This is a genomic window from Streptomyces sp. NPDC091292 (assembly GCF_044757265.1).
Taxonomy (GTDB): Bacteria; Actinomycetota; Actinomycetes; order Streptomycetales; family Streptomycetaceae; genus Streptomyces.
Genome location: NZ_JBIVUQ010000032.1, coordinates 68,545 through 84,927, shown reverse-complemented (window position 1 = coordinate 84,927; position 16,383 = coordinate 68,545). Strand labels below are relative to the sequence as shown.

Genomic DNA, 16,383 nt, shown 5'->3' with positions numbered 1-16,383 from the left:
CAGCAGGGCGTCCAGGTTGTTCGTCACACAACGATCTTGGACGCCCTGTCTGCGTTCCCAGACACACCGTCAGCATTCGGAATGACTCGTCTAGGACATGGGCCTGGACACCGCAGGTCGACCGCAGCCGCTCCGCGAGGGCTTCGAGGCGGTCGCGGGAGCGGGCCACCAGGACGACGTCGTGCCCCTGGGCGGCGAGCTGGACGGCGAACTCCGCGCCGAGGCCGGAGGACGCGCCGGTGATCAGAGCGGTGGGCTTTACGGAGGCGGACATGACGGTTCCCCTTCGGTCGAGCGGTCGCTTCACCATCATCTGCTACACAACGGTAGCGAATTTCGCGAGAACCGCAACAGCGATGTCGCAGATATGGAGACAGTCGACCCGCCGACGTATCGTTTGGGACATCCGTTCAGGACAGATCGCAATGCAGGACAGTCGCCGTCCGGAACGGGTCACCCACCGCCCGCCCCAGGAGGTCCCCATGGGCAAGACCGTCGCGCGCCCGTTGCGGGCCGACGCCGAGCGCAGTGTGCGCGCGATCCTCGAAGCGGCCGAACGCGTCCTGGCCGCCGACCCCGGCGCGTCCCTGGAGCAGATCGCGGAGGCGGCGGGGGTCGCCCGTACGACGGTGCACCGGCGGTTCGCCAACCGGCGCGCGCTGATCGAGGCGCTGACCGAGTCTGCCGTTGGGCAACTGTCGGAGGCGGTCGAGGATGGGCGGCCGGACACCACACCACCCCTGGTCGCCCTGCACCGCATCACCGCCAACGTCCTGCGGGTCAAGGGCGCGTGGAGCTTCGCGCTGGGCCGACCCGCCGACGAGGGCGGTGCCGCGGCGGCAGGCTGGGACGCGATCGGCGCGCGCTGCGTCGAACTCCTGGGCCGGGCACGCGACGAGGGCCTTCTCGCCCCCACGGCCGACCTGGACTGGGTACGCCGCGTGTACTACGCCCTCATCGGCGAGGCGCTGCACGGCGCCACCCGCGACCAGGACCCCGACACACTCGCGACCCTGGTCGTCGACACCCTCCTGCACGGCACGGGCCGGCGCGACGGCGGTCGACAGGGCGTCTGACCGGACGAGCCCCCCGGGCCGCGGGTGCGGTCAGCGTCGGCGTTCCGTGGTGACGATCAGGCCGACTCCGAGGACCACGACGGCTCCGCCGAGCAGGATCGGCCAGGTGAGGGCTTCGCCGAGGACCAGGCTGCCGAGCAGGACGGCGACGACCGGGTTCACGTACGCGTAGGTGGCGACCAGGGAGAGCGGGGCGCTCAGGAGGAGCCAGGCGTAGGCGGTGAAGGCGACCAGGGAGCCGAAGACGATGAGGTAGGCCAAGGCGAGCCAGGACCGGGTCGAGACGGTGCCGAGGTCGAGGCCGCGCTGCTCGCCACGGGCCAGTCCGAGCAGCAGACAGCCGAGACCGCCCGCGAGCATCTCGTAGGCGCTGGCGGTGAACGGGTCGGAGGGCATGGAGAGTTTGCCCGAGGAGAAGGAGCCCACCGACCAGGCCACGGTCCCTCCGACGACCATGAGGACGCCGCTGAGCCGGACGTCACCGCTGAGCCCGGGGACGGTGAGCACGACGAGGCCCACGATGCCGACGAGTACACCGCCGACGGTCGCGGCACTGGGGCGTTCACCGGACGCGGCGCGCAGGACGACCACCCAGGCGGGGACGACGGCGACCAGCAGCGCGGCGAGGCCGGACGGGATCGAGGTCTCGGCGAGTACGACCATGCCGTTGCCGCCGAGCAGCAGGAGCACGCCGACGAGTGCGGCGGACCCGAGTTGGGCCCGGGTCACCCGCAGCGTGGAGGGGCCACGCCGCCAGGCGACGAGACCGGCGAGCACGAGCCCCGCCACAAGGAACCGGGCGCCCGCCGACAGGAACGGCGGCAGCGTCTCCACGGCGATGCGGATCGCGAGATACGTGGAGCCCCACACCACGTACACGATCGCGAGCGCCCCCCAGATCTTCCCGGAGATACGGCGTCCGCCGGGGGCGGGCAGGCTGAGCGGGGTCGCACTCGCCGTGTCGCGGGGCGTGGGAGAAGCCGGGGCTGCCATGCGGGTCTCGCCTCCTGGGCAGGGCGACGGGCGCCCGGTCATGAGTGTTCAGAGGTTACGCACATGGCATTGTGCGCAGGAGGAGAGTAGGGCATGGACCGGGGACCGCGGCAACGTTTTTGCCCGTCTTCGGGCAGCGCTTTCCCCAGCGCTCCCCTACGGCACTCTCCTGTGGCTCTACCCGATACGGATCACGTGCTTTCCGCGCACCCCTCCGGCCTCCAGGGCGCGGTGCGCTCCGGCGATGTCGGCGAGCGGGTGCACGGTGTCCACGACGGGCCGGATCGCTCCGCTCTCCGTCAGCCGGGTCAGTTCGTCGAACAGTTCACGGGTCGGATTGCCGCTGAAGAACCGCACGCGGCGCGAGCCGAAGACGGTGGACGCGAGGATGCAGGAGAGGGACGTGAGGATGTGGTCGCCGTCGAAGGAGATCGTCACCATGCGCCCTCCTGGGGCGAGCAGCCGCCGGTAGGCCCGGAACTCGGTGCCGACCGTGTCCAGTACGACATCGAAGCGGCCCAGGTCCGCCGGACCGGTGGTCCGGTAGTCGAAGGCTTCGTCCGCCCCCAACTCCCGTACGAGATCCAGGTTCTTGGCCCCCGCGAGCGCGGTGACGCGGGCGCCGTACGCGCGGCCGAGCTGGACGGCAACGCTGCCGACTCCGCCGCTCGCGCCGCGCACCAGCAGGCGCTCCCCCGCCGTGATGCGGGCCTTGTCCCGGAGCGCGGTGATCGCGGTCGTGCCCGCGGGCAGTGCGGCTGCCGCGACCAGATCGAGCCCGGCCGGCGCGAGCGCGAGGTGCCGTGGGGGTACGGCCACGTACTCGGCGGCGCTCCCGAAGCCCTGGGACCGGGGCATGACGCCCCACACCCGGTCACCCTCCTTCAGGCCGGGCGCCGGTGAGCCCAATGCGACGATCTCTCCGGCGAAGTCGACGCCCGTCCGCTTGGGGAAGCCACGCCCCGCCAGTCCCGTCACGAGCCGCACTTTGCCCGCCCGGCCCATGAGTTCGCCCCCGTTCACGCTGGCGGCACGCACCCGCACCAGCACCAGCCCGGGTCCCGCGACGGGCTTCGGCACCCTGCCTTCGTACAGCACGTCCGGGGGCCCGTACCTGTCGTACAGCGCCGCTCGCATCTCACTCACTGTTCCTACCGCTCCCTCTGTCTGCCGAAGTCAGGCCGGCGTGACCGCCGAGCCCTCACTGACAGTCACGCTAACGCGCTAAATGGAGGGGGTAGTCCACTTGAGCTAATGTGAGAAACATGCCCGCCGATTCCTCTCGGATGCCGCCCGCCACCGCCGCCACCGCCCACACCGCGACACACACCGCGACGCACACCGAGACCCGCACGGCGGGCGCCGCCGGAGGCGCCTCCTCAGGGACGGAAGGGCTCCGCGCGGACGCGCTGCTCAATCGCCACCGCATCCTCGAAGCGGCCCGCGACCTGTTCTCCACGCGCGGCCTCGACGTGCCGATGGCGGCCGTCGCCCGGCGGGCCGGTGTCGGCGTGGCCACGCTCTACCGGCGCTTCCCGACTCGCGAGTCCCTGGTCACGGAGGTGTTCGCCGACCAACTCGGGGTCTGCGCGTCCGTCGTCGACGACGCGCTCGCCGACCCGGACCCGTGGCGGGGGTTCCGTACGGCCATCGAGAAGCTGTGCGCCCTGCACGCGGCCGATCGCGGATTCACCGTGGCCTTCCTGACCGCCTTCCCCGGTGCGGTCGACTTCGACCGTGAACGGGAGCGCGCCGAGCAGGGGTTCGCCGTGCTGGCGCAGCGGGCCAAGGACGCCGGGCAGCTGCGGGCCGACTTCGACCGGACGGACCTGATGCTCGTCCTCATGGCGAACTGCGGTGTCTCCACGGCATCCCCGGAGACGGCGGTTGCCGCGTCCCGGCGCCTCGCCGCCCTCCTGATCTCCTCCTTCCGGGCCGATCGGGCCGATCCGGCGGACCCGTTGCCGCCGACGCCGCCTGTCCCGTACCACGTGCCGTGGCCCACGAGGCCGCAGCCGTAGCCCTTCCTGAGGTCTGCCCCCTCTCGCAACTCCTCCTCGGATCACCTCTTTGAAATAGATACCCCCCTGGGGTATGTTCCCCTCATTCCTGGGAGAGATACCCCCAGGGAGTATGTGAGGTGAGTGAGATGTCGGCCGTACCGGCTCAGGGCGCCACCCGGCGCTGGTGGGCGCTCGCGTTCATCGCGATGGCCCAGTTCATGGTCATCATGGACACATCGATCATTGGTGTGGCCCTGCCCGAGATGCAGACCGATCTCGGTTTCACCCAGGGCAATCTGTCGTGGGTCTTCAACGCCTATGTCGTCGCCTTCGGCGGGCTGCTGCTCCTCGGCGGCCGGCTGTCGGACCTCTTCGGCGCCAAGCGGATGTTCAGCGCGGGATGGGCCGTACTGGCCGCCGGTTCGCTGATGGCCGGTCTGGCGGGCGAGGTGTGGGTCGAGTTGGCGGGCCGCGCCGTCCAGGGCGCGGGCTCCGCACTGATCGCACCGTCCGCGCTGACCCTGCTGATGATGCTCTTCGGCAACGAACCGAGGGAGCTGACCAAGGCGTTCGCCCTCTACGGCGCCGCCGCACCGGCCGGCGGCACCGCGGGAGTCTTCCTCGGCGGTGTCATCACCGAGTACACGAGCTGGCCGTGGGTCTTCTACATCAACATCCCCGTGGCCGTGATCACCCTGATCGCGATCCCCCGTCTGATGCCGACCGCCCCCGCCCGCCGCGGCTCGGTCGACCTCGTCGGCGCGCTCACCGTCACCGCGGGGCTCGGCGCGATCGTCTACGCCGTCGTCCGGGCACCGGAGGTCGGCTGGGGCGCCGGACAGACCTGGCTCGTCCTCGCCGCGGGTCTGCTCCTGACCGGCCTGTTCATCGCCGTCCAGGCGCGGCGGGGCGAGCCGTTGATGCGCCTCAGCATCTTCCGCACCCCCGGGCTCGCGGGCGCCAACCTCGCCCAACTGCTCCTGGCCGGCGCGTGGATCCCCATGTGGTTCTTCCTCAACCTCTACCTCCAGCAGGTCCTGGACCTCGGGGCCTTCCAGTCCGGCTCCGCGCTGCTGCCGATGACCGGCGCGGTGATGCTGATGATGATCGTGGCGGCGCCCCGGCTCATGAACCGCTTCGGGGCCAAGGCGATGATCGTCGCCGGTATGACGGCTCTGGCGGCCGGCATGCTGTGGCTGTCCTTCATACGTCCCGACGGCAGCTACGCGGTCGACGTCCTGCCCGCCTCGCTCGTGGCGGCGGTGGGCATGTCGCTGGCCTTCATCCCCTCGCTCGGTACGGCCATCTCCAGCGCCCGTCCCGAAGAGGGCGGACTGGCCTCCGGGATCGTCAACACCAGCTACCAGATCGGCTCGGCACTCGGGCTGGCCGCCATGACCGCCATCGCCGCCGGGCAGGGCGCCGAGAAGCTGGGTGATGTGTCCGCGCTGACCGACGGTTTCTCCGCCGCCTTCATCGGCGCCGCGGCCGTCGCCGCCGCCGGAGCCGTCCTGGCCACCCTCACCCTCCGCAAGCCGCGCCGGGAAGGAGACTCCACGTCCACGACTGCCGCCGAACCCGCCGTCAGCAACTGATCCACCCACCACTACCGCTGCCGCCGCCCGGAACCACCGGGTCGGCGGCGGCGCTCGTCCCCTTCATGGCGGCACGGCGCGTGGGAACACCGGCTGGGGCGTGGGGGTTCAGCGTGATAGATGGTGTCGGAGAACGCAGTAGACGGTGTCGGAGAAGTGGGAGCGGACATGGCCAAGGCTTACTGGATCAACACGTACGTCGCTGTGCACGACGAGGAGAAGCTGGCCGCGTACGTCGCGCTCGCCGGGCCCGCGATGCGCGCGGCGGGCGGGACGTTCCTCGCGCGCGGGAATCCGGCCCACGCCTTTGAATCCGGGACGACCGAGCGCACGACGCTCATCGAGTTCGAGAGCGTCGAGGCCGCGGTCGCCGCGTACAACAGTTCCGACTACCGGGCGGCCCGCGCCGCGCTCGGGGACGGCGCCGAGCGGGAGATCCGCATCATCGAGGCGCTCGACTGAGTCGGAGCGGGCGCGAGGGATCGTCACACACGAGGGGTGTGCTGGTCCAGGACGGCCCGCAGCCGGTCCAACTCGCCGGCCTCCCGCACGCCCCGCTTGGGCAGGACATCGAGACACATGATGTTGGGGTCCCGGCTGAGCAGGACGAAGTGGCCTGCCGTTTCCCGGTATCCCTGGAAGACGGACCACTTCTGGATCAGCGTGCTGTGGTCGGTGCGGCAGGTGATCCCGGCCGGGGACACCGTGGCGCGGTACTCGCCCTGCCATCCGATGATCCGCTGCACGTGGGCGGCCTGGATCCGCGGATACCCCCACACCAGCGCCACGACGAACAAGAACAGCACGGTCGAGACCACGTCCACGCTCCCGCGGCCCACGGCGGAGAGCAACCACTGCCCTGTCCACAGTACGAGGAACACCCACCGCAACAGCAGCCCGGTCCGCTTGACGCGCTCACGCACCCGCAGACCGGCCAGCGTGTCAGCGGCCCCGGGCCGGTACACCAACTGAACGGCGTTCTGCCCTTCCACGTCGTTGTCAGCGACTTCCGCGCCGGTCCCGGCACCTTCGACACCGCGGCCCTCGGCCATGTTCCCTCCCCGTTACGAAGCCCGCGAATCCTACCGAACACCAGTGATGGTGCCGTCGCGACGGCGGTGACCCCGCCGGCCTCGTCGCGGGCGTCGCCTCACCTTCCGAGTTGTTGGGTGAAGACCGTCGTCGGGCGGTTCAGGCGTTCGCCGTCCACCGTGATGTCGACTGCCTCGTTGTAGAAGGCGATGAGGCCCTGGACCGCCGCGACGGCGGGCAGTGGCTCCAGGTAGCTCCAGACGACGTTCGGCGGTACGTCGCCCTCGCCGGACCAGGACCAGTAGGTGGCGGTGCCTTTGTACGGGCAGCCGCTGGCGTGGTCCGTGGGGGTGAAGAGGTCGAGGCGGACGTCCTCGCGCGGGATGTAGTACCGGACGGGGAGGCCCGTTTCGAAGAGCAGCACCGGCCGGTGCGTGTCCGCGACGACCGTGCCCTCGATCTCGACCCTCACGTGCCGGCTGCTCGGCAGTGCGTCGACGCGTTTGTGCGGGTCCCGGGGGTGGATGAAGATCTCTTCCTCCTCCTCGTACCAGTGGTCGAGGACGGTCTCCCCGTGCAGGAACCACGCGAAGGCGATGTGGCCGGCGAGATCGTCGGCGGGGAACACCCACGCGGCGTTCTCGACGGTCTCGCCGCCCACCTCCAGGTCGTAGAAGATCTGCGAGCCGGTGTGCTTGCCGAGGGGTGGGTTCTGGGCGGGGCGGAGCAGATCCTCACGGACGTCGGCGCGCGGGAAGGCGTACAGCGGTACGGGCCGGTCGGGCTCCCAGACGAGGACCGGATGCCTGCTGTCGACGACGGTGACGTCTCCCTTGCGCCCCCGTACCCACCGTGCGCCGGGCTCCCAGCTGATGCCTTCGGGGGTGGTCCTGATGCCGCGAGCGGTGGTGAGTGGGCTCATCTCGACTTCTCCTGACCAACTTCTGCAACCGACTCGGACGGACCGGGAGGTGCGGAAGCACCACGTTTCACGCTACTCCGGGCCGCCTTCGGTGCGGGATTCGAGCGCGAGCCGTGTGTCGTCGCCGTAGACGCCGGTCTCGTCGCCCCGGACTCCGTACCAGAGCTGGAATCGGGCCACCGCATCGGTGAGCGGGGCGTCGTAGCTGCCGGTGACGGGGGCGCCCGGGTCGTACACGTCGGGGATCCGCCGGAGGCGTTTCTGGAGGTCGGTCACGGCCGGTCCGGTGTCTCCTTCGCGGAGTGTGCCGGGGCCGTCCGGGTCGGCGTCGGTGGGCGAGGTCCGGGCGGCCGGGGGTTCCCGTTCGGCGGACGGTGCGGAGGGGGTGGCGCGGTCGGTGGTTCCGCCGCTGTCGAGGGTCAGCAGGAGGACGATGCCCAGGGCGACGAGGGCCGGGACGGCGACGGCCACCGCGATGACGGCGCGTCGGGCGCGGGAGTGAGCGGGATCTGTGGGGATCGGCGCCGCAGCCGAGGAGTCGCCGGCCGCCGGCTCCCCGTAGAACATCTCCGCGAGCGTCCGGGCGCGCGGTCGCGTCAGGACGCGGGTGGGTTCCAGGGCCTTTGGCCGGCCCGTGCGGGTCGGCTCGCCCGATGGGTCCGGATCGCTCGTCGGCATGCTGCCCCTTCCGGCATGGGGACGCCTGGCATGGCTGACGGGTGATACGGGTGCGGCGGCCGGGGCGTTCAGCTCAGCGGCGATCCTGTGCGAGCGGGGCCTCCAGACGTGCCAGCCAGGTCGTCAGGAGCTGTTCCAGGTGCGCGGCGTCGTCCGCCGACAGGTCGTCGAGCAGGCGGCGCTCATTGCGCATGTGCTCCGTGAACGCCTGGTCGATCAACTCCCGCCCTGCGGGCGTCAGGGCGACCACCCGGCCGCGCCCGTCGGCGGCGGAACGGCGCCGGGTGACCAGTCCTTCCCGTTCGAGCCGGTCGACCCGCTTGGTCATGGCACCCGTGGTGACCATGGTGAACGCGGCGAGTTCCCCCGGGGCTCGCTCGAACGGGTCCCCGGCCCGGCGCAGCGCGGCCAGCACGTCGAACTCGCCCTCGCTGAGGCCGTAGCGCTCGTAGACGGCGACGAGCTGTCCGGTGAGCAGTCCGGCGAGGCGGTGCAGGCGCCCGATCACACCCTGGGGGCGGACGTCGACGTCGGGGCGTTCGCGGGCCCACTCGGCCTGGATACGGGCCACATGGTCGCGTGGCACGTCCGACGGTCGCGCGATACCTTCCACGGAAGGTACATTGTCTTCCATGGAAGGTATTCTACGCTGGTCCCTCGTCACGGCGATCGCCCCCGTGGCCTGGGGGACGAACTATTTCGTCACGCACGAGTACCTGCCCGACGACCGGCCGCTGTACGGCGCGGCGATCCGGGCACTGCCCGCGGGACTGCTGCTGCTTGCCGTGTGCCGACGGCGTCCGCACGGCGCCTGGTGGTGGAAGTCCCTGGTCCTCGGCGCCTTGAACATGGGCGCGTTCTTCGCCCTGATCTATCTCTCGGCGCAACTGCTGCCCACGAGCATCGCGTCGGCCGTCATGGCGACCTCGCCGGTGGTGCTGATGCTGCTCGCGTGGGCGCTGGTCGCGGAGCGCCCACGCGCCCTGCCGCTGGCCGGGGCGGTCATCGGGATCGCGGGCGTGAGCCTGATGCTGCTCACCGGTGCGACCGCCATGAGCGGGCTGGGCGTCCTCGCCTCGGTCTCGGCGATGCTGCTGTCGTCGCTCGGCTATGTCCTGGCCAAGCGCTGGGGTGGCGAGGTGGACGTCCTCGCGTCGACCTCCTGGCAGCTCGTCGCCGGGGGTCTGTTGCTGCTTCCGGCGGCCGTCGTGGTGGAGGGCGCGCCGCCACCGCTCGACACGGGCGCGGTGCTCGCCTTCCTGTACGTCACCGTCGTGGCGACGGCACTCGCCTTCGCCGCGTGGTTCGCCGGCCTGCGACATCTGCCCGCGGCGACCGTCGGCCTCATCGGCCTGCTCAACCCCGTGACCGGTGTACTCCTCGGCGTGGCACTCGCCGGCGAGACCCTGACCGCCCGCCAGATCACGGGCCTGGCCATGGTCCTCACCGGCATCCTCATCGGCCAGCCCCTCCTCGGGCCTCTCCTCCGGCCCCTCCTCGCCCGCTCCCGCCGGCGAGCGGCGACCGCACGCGCCCGGCGCCCGGCCGAGGGACTTCCTCGTCCGGACTGAACGAGTACTTCGTGGTGAGGGCGTGATGACCCCGTGGGACGGGTACGGGCGGTGGCCCCCGGTCGCCCAGAGGTCACCGCCCGAAGGGGTGCAGTGGGAGATGTCAGCCGCGCCACGTGTCGTTCAGGGTGACCCGTCCGCTGCCCGGGACCGTCGCGGAGCGGTTGGCGCCCGTCTCCCAGGTGACGTTGCCCGCCGCGTCCTTACGCAGGTACTTGTACGCGAAGGTCGTCCCGGCGGGCAGGGCCACGTCGAGCTTCCAGACCGGGTAGCTCGCGGAGTCGAGCTTCAGCGCGCTGCCCGTGTTCCAGGTGCCGAGTGCGGACTGGTCGCCGGTGACGTAGATGTTCTCGCCCCAGGCCGTGGTGGCGCTGACGCCGAAGGAGGCGCCGGTGGCCGGGGTCCCCGGGTCGGTTCCGCCGCCGCTTCCGCCGCACGTGCGGGCTCCGGTGTGCAGGGCGAGCGCGGTGTTGGCGCCGAGCGTCGCGGTGAACTGCCCCGAGGAGTTCACGGTGACGCCCTTGCCGCTCTGGACGTCGCAGTAGTCACCGGCCGCGAGTGAGGTCTGGTAGGTGCGGGTCAGCGGTGAGGACTCGTGGTTGATGGCCACGTACGCGGCGCTGCCCCGGCCGAACGCGATGGCGTTGTTGCCGTTGTCCCACCAGTTGGTGACGGCCTGGCCGCGCGCCGTGTTGCGGAGGGCGACCATGGAGCTGATCTCCCGCCAGGCGTGCTGGCACTTCCAGCCGTTCTGGTAACAGGCGCTCACCGCACCGCCGTTGGGCGGTCCGGCGTCCTTGTCGGACCACTCGTATCCGGAGTTGATGTCCGGCGATCCGTAGGGCCAGGCGAGCATGAAGACGTTGGCGAGGGTGTAGTTCGCGCCGTCCTTGTAGTTGAGGGTGTCGCCGCCGCGCTCGGTGTCGTGGTTGTCGACGAAGACGGCGGACTTGCCGGAGGACATGTAGCCCCAGCCCTCGCCGAAGTTGTTGAGGTACGCCAGTTTCTCGCCGTTGAAGACCCGCTTGAGGTCGCGGGCGTAGCGGAACTCCTGGACGTCGCCGGTGCCGAGGTACTCGGTGGGCTGGACGGCCTCGCCCGCGCCGTAGATCGCCTCCTGTTTCCAGTAGGCGTTCGGGTTGGTGAGCCGGGACTTGATGTTGGCGAGGTCGTCGGCGGGCATGTGCTTGGCCGCGTCGATACGGAATCCGTCGATGCCCAGGGAGAGCAGGTCGTTGAGGTATCCGGCGATGGTCTTGCGGACGTACTCCTCGCCGGTGTCCAGGTCGGCCAGGCCCACCAGCTCGCAGTGCTGGACGTTCCAGCGGTCCTGGTAGTTGGTGATCTGGCTGGTGCAGTCGTCGAAGTCGGGCATCGAGTAGAGGCCCGGGTAGTTGTACTTCGTGTACGAGGAGCCGCCGGTGCCGGTGCCGGAGCCGGCGGACATGTGGTTGATGACGCTGTCCGCGACGACCTTCACGCCGGCCGCGTGACAGGTGTCGACCATGTTCTTGAACGCGGTGCGGTCACCGAGCCGGCCCGCGATCTTGTAGCTCACGGGCTGGTAGGAGGTCCACCACTGCGCGCCCTGGATGTGCTCGGCGGGCGGGGACACCTGGACATAGCCGTATCCGGCCGGGCCCAGGGTGTTCGTGCACTCCCTCGCCACGGAGGCGAAGTTCCATTCGAACAGGACCGCGGTGACGTCCTTCGTGCCGGGGGGTGACGCCTGTGCCGGTGCGGTGCCGACGACGAGGCCGCCGAGGATGGCCGCCGTCGCGAGGGCGGCGGCAACAGGTCTGCGCGCAGCGGTGGTTCGGCCGTGCATGGGACCTCCAGGAGGTGGGGCTGCGGGTGCCCGTACGGATGTCACCGGCCGGCGCGTCTCCAACCCGCCCTGACCGGCGCTCACATGAAGGATCTTTCGGAAAACTTTCAGCAATTTCTTGCGATCGGGACCGTAGAACGCATCCCTTGCGGGGTCAACCCTTTGAACACTGAACGATCAGAATCGGGGGCTCGGACCCATGCGTCCCGGGAGCCTCAACCATCGGGGCGGGAGCGGCACTTCACACTGTCGGCCCGCGCACGCACATGCACGCGCGCGGGCCCGTTGTCCCAGATCACCCCCGGACGTCCGTTCCGCCGGACCCCTTTACGTCCCTGTCATGGACCTGTAGCTTCCACGCCGCAAGAACTTGCAGGTGCTTTCAGGTTCTCTTTTCGACGGAGACGCCCATGAGACGCACGCCCCCGCGCCCACGCCCGCACCACCACCGCCGACGACGCCCGTTCGTGGCGTTCGTGACGGCCGCCGCACTACTCGGACTCCTCGGACCGCTCACGGGAGCACCGGACACCTCTCCCACCTCGTCCACCCGCATGGAACCGGCCGCCGCCCAGGCCGCCACCTCCGCGACGATCTTCTACTACACGAAGACCAAGAACTGGCCAGCCACCTATCTGCACTACGCGCCCGACGGCGGCTCCTGGACCACCGTGCCAGGGGTACGGATGGAGGCGGCCTGCACCGACTGGGTGAAGCAGATCGTCGACCTCGGCTCGGCCGCCGGACTTCAGGCCACCTTCAACAACGGCTCCGGAGTGTGGGACAACAACGGCGGCTCCAACTACGCGCTGGGCACCGGAGACATCACCGTCAAGGACGGCGTGGTGGCGCACAGCGATCCGTGCGCCGGCACGGACCCGGGCCCGGATCCCGGCGGCAACGCGGCGACGGTGTACTACTCGACGGCGACCTCGGGTTGGACGACCGCCAACCTCCACTACGCACCCGCCGGGGGCTCCTGGACGGCGGTGCCCGGGGTCGGGATGGAGGCGGCCTGCACCGGCTGGTGGAAGCGGACCGTCGACCTGGGCGCGGCGACCTCGATGAAGGCCGCGTTCAACAACGGCAACGGTGTGTGGGACAACAACAACGGCGCCGACTACAGCCTCCCGACCGGCGTCACCACCGTGCGGGACAGAACCGTCACCCGGGACGCCAAGGACCCGTGCGCCGCCGAGGAACCGGACACCGAGGCGCCGAGCGTCCCGGCGAAGGTCACGGCCAGCGCCACATACACCTCGGTGGTCGTGTCCTGGGAACCGTCCACCGACAACAGGGCCGTGACGAAATATCAGCTCACCCGGACCGGAAGCACCAAGGGCACGGTCGTCACCGACGTCGGCTCCACGGTGTACTCCGACACGGGCCTGGAGGAGAAGACCGCGTACACCTACACGGTGAAGGCCGTCGACGCGGCGGGCAACACCTCGGCGGCCTCCGCGCCCGTCACGGTGGTGACCGGCGAGAAGGCGCCGGAACCGGCGTCCGGCACACCGCTCGGCACCGATCCGCGCAAGGACCCCATCTACTTCGTCCTCACCGCCCGCTTCCAGGACGGGGACCCCGCCAACAACCGCGGCGGCAGCCAGCATGTGAAGTCCGGCAACGCGGCGAACAACGACCCCATGTTCCGGGGCGACTTCAAGGGCCTGGTCGACAAGCTGGACTACGTCAAGGCGCTCGGATTCTCGGCCGTGTGGATCACCCCGGTGGTCCTCAACCGGTCGGACTACGACTACCACGGGTATCACGGCTACGACTTCTACAAGGTGGACCCGCGCCTGGAGTCCGCGGGAGCCTCCTACCAGGACCTGATCAACGCGGCGCACGCCAAGGGCATGAAGATCTACCAGGACGTCGTCTACAACCACAGCTCCCGGTGGGGCGCCAAGGGCCTGTTCACGCCGACGGTCTACGGCGTCCGGGACAGCCAGTGGAGCTGGTACTACGACGAGCCGAGCGCGGGCTTCGAGTACGACGGGCTGACCGTCGATCCGAAGTCCGGCAAGGCGTACTACAACGGCGACCTCTGGTCCACGGCCGAGCCGTCCGGGAACACGTGTCTCAACTGGGGCAAGCCCACGGGCGGCAAGAGCCCCGAGGGGTACACGCTGTACAACTGCCAGTGGCCCAGCCCCACATCGGGCATGTTCCCCAAGCGGTACTACCACCAGTGCTGGATCGGCAACTGGGAGGGCGAGGACTCGCGTTCGTGCTGGCTGCACGAGGATCTCGCGGACTTCGACACGGAGTCGGCGCCCGTGCAGAACTATCTGATCGGCGCCTACGACAAGTACATCGACATGGGGGTGGACGGCTTCCGCGTCGACACCGCCGTGCACATCCCGAGGGTCACCTGGAACCGGCGCTTCCTGCCCGCGATCCAGGACCGTGTCACCCAGAAGTTCGGCGCCGAAGCGGCACGGAACTTCTTCGTCTTCGGCGAGGTCGCGGCCTTCGTCAACGACAAGTGGAACCGCGGCTCCGTCAACCACTCCGCGCAGTTCTACACCTGGAAGGAGCGCAAGGAGTACAGCGCCGACGACGAGGCGGCGGCCATCGAGCAGTACACCTACGAGGAACAGCTCGGCACCGGGCAGCAGCCGACGTCGGCCAACGCCTTCCTGAACGGGAACAGCTACCACACCCCGGACCACAGCAGGTTCTCCGGCATGAACATCATCGACATGCGGATGCACATGAACTTCGGTGACGCGCAGAACGCGTACAACAACGGCAAGGACTCGGACGACTCGACGAACGACGCCACGTACAACGTCGTGTACGTCGACAGTCACGACTACGGGCCGAACAAGAGCAGTACGCGCTACAGCGGCGGCACCGACGCCTGGGCCGAGAACATGGCGCTGATGTGGACCTTCCGTGGCATCCCCACGCTGTACTACGGCTCGGAGATCGAGTTCCAGAAGGGGAAGCAGATCGACTGCGGGCCGTCCTGTCCGCTGGCGGGCACGGGCCGCGCCTACTTCGGCGACCATCTGGCCGGCACGGTGAAGGCGTCCGGCTTCGGTGCGGTCGCCTCCGCGAGCGGTGAGGTCGCGACCACCCTCGACCAGCCCCTGGTCAAACAGCTCCAGCGGCTCAACCTGATCCGCCGGGCCGTGCCCGCGCTCCAGATGGGCCAGTACTCGACCGAGGGCGTGACCGGCCAGATGGCGTTCAAGCGCCGCTACACGGAAGGGGCGACGGACAGTTTCGCGCTCGTCACCGTCACGGGCGGCGCGACCTTCGGCGGGATACCCAACGGCACGTACACGGAGGCCGTGACGGGTGAGACCAGGACCGTCACCAACGGCACGCTGACCTCGGCGGCGCCGGGGAAGGGCAATCTGCGGGTGTACGTACTGGGCGGCCCCGGAAAGATCGGGACCGACGGCCCGTACCTCAAGTAGCACGCACCTCAAGCAGCACGCACCTCAAGCAACACACCTCCCTGTGGGCTCCGTCACAGCGGGGTTCGTGGCCCTCAACTTGATCGTGAGGGTCACCTAACTTAGGGTCCCCTTACTAGTTCTTTTCGCTGCGGTTGGTCGGCGTGCCGACCAACCGCAGGCAGCTCAAAGGGGATTCCTCATGCCGTTCGTTTCCACCCGCTCCGGCGCGTCCGCCCGGCCGGGCCGCCGGGCCTTCGGCGCCGCCGCGGCGGCAGCCGCGCTGACGCTGCTGCTCGGCGCCTGCGGCTTCAGCGAGGAATCCTCCAGCAGCTCCGGCGAGTCCAAGGCGGGCGGCGCGTTCCCCGTCAGCATCAAGAGCGCCCTGGGCACCGCGGAGATCACCGAGCAGCCGAAGCGGGTCGTGACGCTCGGCCAGGGCTCGACCGAGACGGCCATCGCCCTCGGCCACACGCCCGTGGGCATGGAGCGGTACGACTGGGGCAGCGACAAGACCGGCTACATGCCGTGGATCTACGAGGCCGTGAAGGAGAAGGGCGACAAGCTGCCGAAGCAGTTCACCGGCGGTGAGGAACTCGACATCGAGGCCATCACCGAACTGGAGCCGGACGTGATCCTGGCACCGTGGTCCGGTCTGACGCAGAAGCAGTACGACATCCTCAAGGACATCGCGCCCACGGTCGCCTACCCCGGCAAGGCGTGGACGACCAAGTGGGACCAGCAGATCGACATCATCGCCAAGGCGCTCGGGCAGCCCGACGACGGCGACAAGCTGACCACGACGATAAAGAAGCAGCTCGCCGACGCCGCCGCGACCCGGCCCGCGTACAAGGACCACACCTTCTCGTACATCTACACGACCGGCCCCGGCACGCTCGGTGTGTTCCGGTCGTCGGAGCAGCGGGTGGAGGTGGTGTCCTCGCTCGGTCTGAAGGTGGACCCGGTGGTGGACACGTTCAAGGAGACCGACGGCACCGACTCCTCCGTCATCGGTCTGGAGAACGCCAACAAGCTGGGCGACAGCGACCTGATCTTCACCTTCTACACCGACGCCAAGACCCGTAAGGAGATCGAGGCGCAGAAGCTGTACAAGGCGATGCCCGCCGTGTCCAAGGGTGCCGTCGTCGCGAGTAACGACAACCCGTTCGTCACCGCCTCCTCGATGATCAACCCGCTGACGGTGCCGTGGAGCATCGAGCGGTATCTGCCGCTGATCGACAAGGCCGTCGCCGCGGCCGACAAGTGAGGCGC

Annotated in this window: 15 protein-coding genes; 7 read left to right on the top strand and 8 right to left on the bottom strand. The window is 69.7% G+C overall.

The annotated features are described in order from the left end of the window. Nucleotides 1-274, bottom strand: a 274-nt coding sequence (locus ACIQNU_RS41365) for an SDR family NAD(P)-dependent oxidoreductase (protein ID WP_401377111.1), incomplete at its 3' end; no start/stop codon positions are given. A 208-nt stretch (nucleotides 275-482) separates the two neighbouring features. Between ACIQNU_RS41365 and ACIQNU_RS41360 the strand changes: the two genes are divergently transcribed. Next, nucleotides 483-1,076 (top strand): TetR/AcrR family transcriptional regulator, encoded by a 594-nt coding sequence (locus ACIQNU_RS41360; protein ID WP_401377108.1) that lies wholly within the window; start codon nucleotides 483-485, stop codon nucleotides 1,074-1,076. Between the two features lie 30 nt (nucleotides 1,077-1,106). Here ACIQNU_RS41360 and ACIQNU_RS41355 read toward each other — a convergent pair whose 3' ends face one another. Continuing rightward, nucleotides 1,107-2,069 (bottom strand): EamA family transporter, encoded by a 963-nt coding sequence (locus tag ACIQNU_RS41355; protein ID WP_401377107.1) that lies wholly within the window; start codon nucleotides 2,067-2,069, stop codon nucleotides 1,107-1,109. 177 nt (nucleotides 2,070-2,246) lie between these two features. Continuing rightward, complete coding sequence (locus ACIQNU_RS41350; protein WP_401377133.1) at nucleotides 2,247-3,206, bottom strand: NAD(P)-dependent alcohol dehydrogenase; 960 nt, start codon at nucleotides 3,204-3,206, stop codon at nucleotides 2,247-2,249. Between the two features lie 128 nt (nucleotides 3,207-3,334). On the opposite strand from ACIQNU_RS41350, the gene ACIQNU_RS41345 reads away from it, so the two are divergent. The 3 genes from ACIQNU_RS41345 to ACIQNU_RS41335 all read left to right on the top strand — a co-directional run bounded on the left by ACIQNU_RS41345 (nucleotide 3,335) and on the right by ACIQNU_RS41335 (nucleotide 6,129). Next, nucleotides 3,335-4,090: a TetR/AcrR family transcriptional regulator gene (locus ACIQNU_RS41345; protein WP_401377104.1), complete on the top strand. Its 756-nt coding sequence runs from the start codon at nucleotides 3,335-3,337 to the stop codon at nucleotides 4,088-4,090. A 128-nt stretch (nucleotides 4,091-4,218) separates the two neighbouring features. Beyond that, complete coding sequence (locus ACIQNU_RS41340; RefSeq protein WP_401377131.1) at nucleotides 4,219-5,667, top strand: MFS transporter; 1,449 nt, start codon at nucleotides 4,219-4,221, stop codon at nucleotides 5,665-5,667. 168 nt (nucleotides 5,668-5,835) lie between these two features. After that, nucleotides 5,836-6,129 (top strand): DUF1330 domain-containing protein, encoded by a 294-nt coding sequence (locus tag ACIQNU_RS41335; protein WP_401377101.1) that lies wholly within the window; start codon nucleotides 5,836-5,838, stop codon nucleotides 6,127-6,129. A 23-nt stretch (nucleotides 6,130-6,152) separates the two neighbouring features. Here ACIQNU_RS41335 and ACIQNU_RS41330 read toward each other — a convergent pair whose 3' ends face one another. The 4 genes from ACIQNU_RS41330 to ACIQNU_RS41315 all read right to left on the bottom strand — a co-directional run bounded on the left by ACIQNU_RS41330 (nucleotide 6,153) and on the right by ACIQNU_RS41315 (nucleotide 8,933). Next, on the bottom strand, nucleotides 6,153-6,719 hold the full coding sequence (locus ACIQNU_RS41330; protein ID WP_401377098.1) for a YcxB family protein: 567 nt from the start codon (nucleotides 6,717-6,719) through the stop codon (nucleotides 6,153-6,155). 98 nt (nucleotides 6,720-6,817) lie between these two features. Then, complete coding sequence (locus ACIQNU_RS41325) at nucleotides 6,818-7,621, bottom strand: DUF427 domain-containing protein (RefSeq protein ID WP_401377095.1); 804 nt, start codon at nucleotides 7,619-7,621, stop codon at nucleotides 6,818-6,820. A 72-nt stretch (nucleotides 7,622-7,693) separates the two neighbouring features. After that, nucleotides 7,694-8,299, bottom strand: a complete 606-nt coding sequence (locus ACIQNU_RS41320) for a peptidoglycan-binding protein (RefSeq protein ID WP_401377092.1) — start codon at nucleotides 8,297-8,299, stop codon at nucleotides 7,694-7,696. A gap of 73 nt (nucleotides 8,300-8,372) precedes the next feature. After that, nucleotides 8,373-8,933 carry a MarR family winged helix-turn-helix transcriptional regulator gene (locus ACIQNU_RS41315; RefSeq protein ID WP_401377089.1) on the bottom strand — a complete coding sequence of 187 codons (561 nt, stop codon included), beginning with the start codon at nucleotides 8,931-8,933 and terminating at the stop codon, nucleotides 8,373-8,375. Between ACIQNU_RS41315 and ACIQNU_RS41310 the strand changes: the two genes are divergently transcribed. Then, nucleotides 8,932-9,870: an EamA family transporter gene (locus ACIQNU_RS41310; protein WP_401377087.1), complete on the top strand. Its 939-nt coding sequence runs from the start codon at nucleotides 8,932-8,934 to the stop codon at nucleotides 9,868-9,870. The genes ACIQNU_RS41315 and ACIQNU_RS41310 overlap by 2 nt on opposite strands. 103 nt (nucleotides 9,871-9,973) lie before the next feature. On the opposite strand, the gene ACIQNU_RS41305 is transcribed toward ACIQNU_RS41310, so the two are convergent. Continuing rightward, entirely contained in the window at nucleotides 9,974-11,698 is a 1,725-nt protein-coding gene (locus tag ACIQNU_RS41305) for a carbohydrate-binding module family 20 domain-containing protein (protein ID WP_401377084.1), read from the bottom strand. A 410-nt stretch (nucleotides 11,699-12,108) separates the two neighbouring features. Here ACIQNU_RS41305 and ACIQNU_RS41300 point away from each other — a divergent pair, with 410 nt between their 5' ends. Together ACIQNU_RS41300 and ACIQNU_RS41295 are read left to right on the top strand one after the other, a co-directional pair. Continuing rightward, nucleotides 12,109-15,132 carry a carbohydrate binding domain-containing protein gene (locus ACIQNU_RS41300; protein ID WP_401377081.1) on the top strand — a complete coding sequence of 1,008 codons (3,024 nt, stop codon included), beginning with the start codon at nucleotides 12,109-12,111 and terminating at the stop codon, nucleotides 15,130-15,132. A gap of 181 nt (nucleotides 15,133-15,313) precedes the next feature. Continuing rightward, nucleotides 15,314-16,378: an iron-siderophore ABC transporter substrate-binding protein gene (locus tag ACIQNU_RS41295; protein WP_401377078.1), complete on the top strand. Its 1,065-nt coding sequence runs from the start codon at nucleotides 15,314-15,316 to the stop codon at nucleotides 16,376-16,378. Nucleotides 16,379-16,383: the final 5 nt, after the last annotated feature.

Excerpts from the sequence above, each read along its gene's own strand:
- ACIQNU_RS41360 (WP_401377108.1), top strand. The coding sequence starts at position 483 with ATGGGCAAGACCGTCGCGCGCCCGTTGCGGGCCGACGCCGAGCGCAGT.
- ACIQNU_RS41355 (WP_401377107.1), bottom strand. The coding sequence starts at position 2,069 with ATGGCAGCCCCGGCTTCTCCCACGCCCCGCGACACGGCGAGTGCGACC.
- ACIQNU_RS41350 (WP_401377133.1), bottom strand. The coding sequence starts at position 3,206 with ATGCGAGCGGCGCTGTACGACAGGTACGGGCCCCCGGACGTGCTGTAC.
- ACIQNU_RS41345 (WP_401377104.1), top strand. The coding sequence starts at position 3,335 with ATGCCCGCCGATTCCTCTCGGATGCCGCCCGCCACCGCCGCCACCGCC.
- ACIQNU_RS41340 (WP_401377131.1), top strand. The coding sequence starts at position 4,219 with ATGTCGGCCGTACCGGCTCAGGGCGCCACCCGGCGCTGGTGGGCGCTC.
- ACIQNU_RS41335 (WP_401377101.1), top strand. The coding sequence starts at position 5,836 with ATGGCCAAGGCTTACTGGATCAACACGTACGTCGCTGTGCACGACGAG.
- ACIQNU_RS41330 (WP_401377098.1), bottom strand. The coding sequence starts at position 6,719 with ATGGCCGAGGGCCGCGGTGTCGAAGGTGCCGGGACCGGCGCGGAAGTC.
- ACIQNU_RS41325 (WP_401377095.1), bottom strand. The coding sequence starts at position 7,621 with ATGAGCCCACTCACCACCGCTCGCGGCATCAGGACCACCCCCGAAGGC.
- ACIQNU_RS41320 (WP_401377092.1), bottom strand. The coding sequence starts at position 8,299 with ATGCCGACGAGCGATCCGGACCCATCGGGCGAGCCGACCCGCACGGGC.
- ACIQNU_RS41310 (WP_401377087.1), top strand. The coding sequence starts at position 8,932 with ATGGAAGGTATTCTACGCTGGTCCCTCGTCACGGCGATCGCCCCCGTG.
- ACIQNU_RS41315 (WP_401377089.1), bottom strand. The coding sequence starts at position 8,933 with ATGGAAGACAATGTACCTTCCGTGGAAGGTATCGCGCGACCGTCGGAC.
- ACIQNU_RS41305 (WP_401377084.1), bottom strand. The coding sequence starts at position 11,698 with ATGCACGGCCGAACCACCGCTGCGCGCAGACCTGTTGCCGCCGCCCTC.
- ACIQNU_RS41300 (WP_401377081.1), top strand. The coding sequence starts at position 12,109 with ATGAGACGCACGCCCCCGCGCCCACGCCCGCACCACCACCGCCGACGA.
- ACIQNU_RS41295 (WP_401377078.1), top strand. The coding sequence starts at position 15,314 with ATGCCGTTCGTTTCCACCCGCTCCGGCGCGTCCGCCCGGCCGGGCCGC.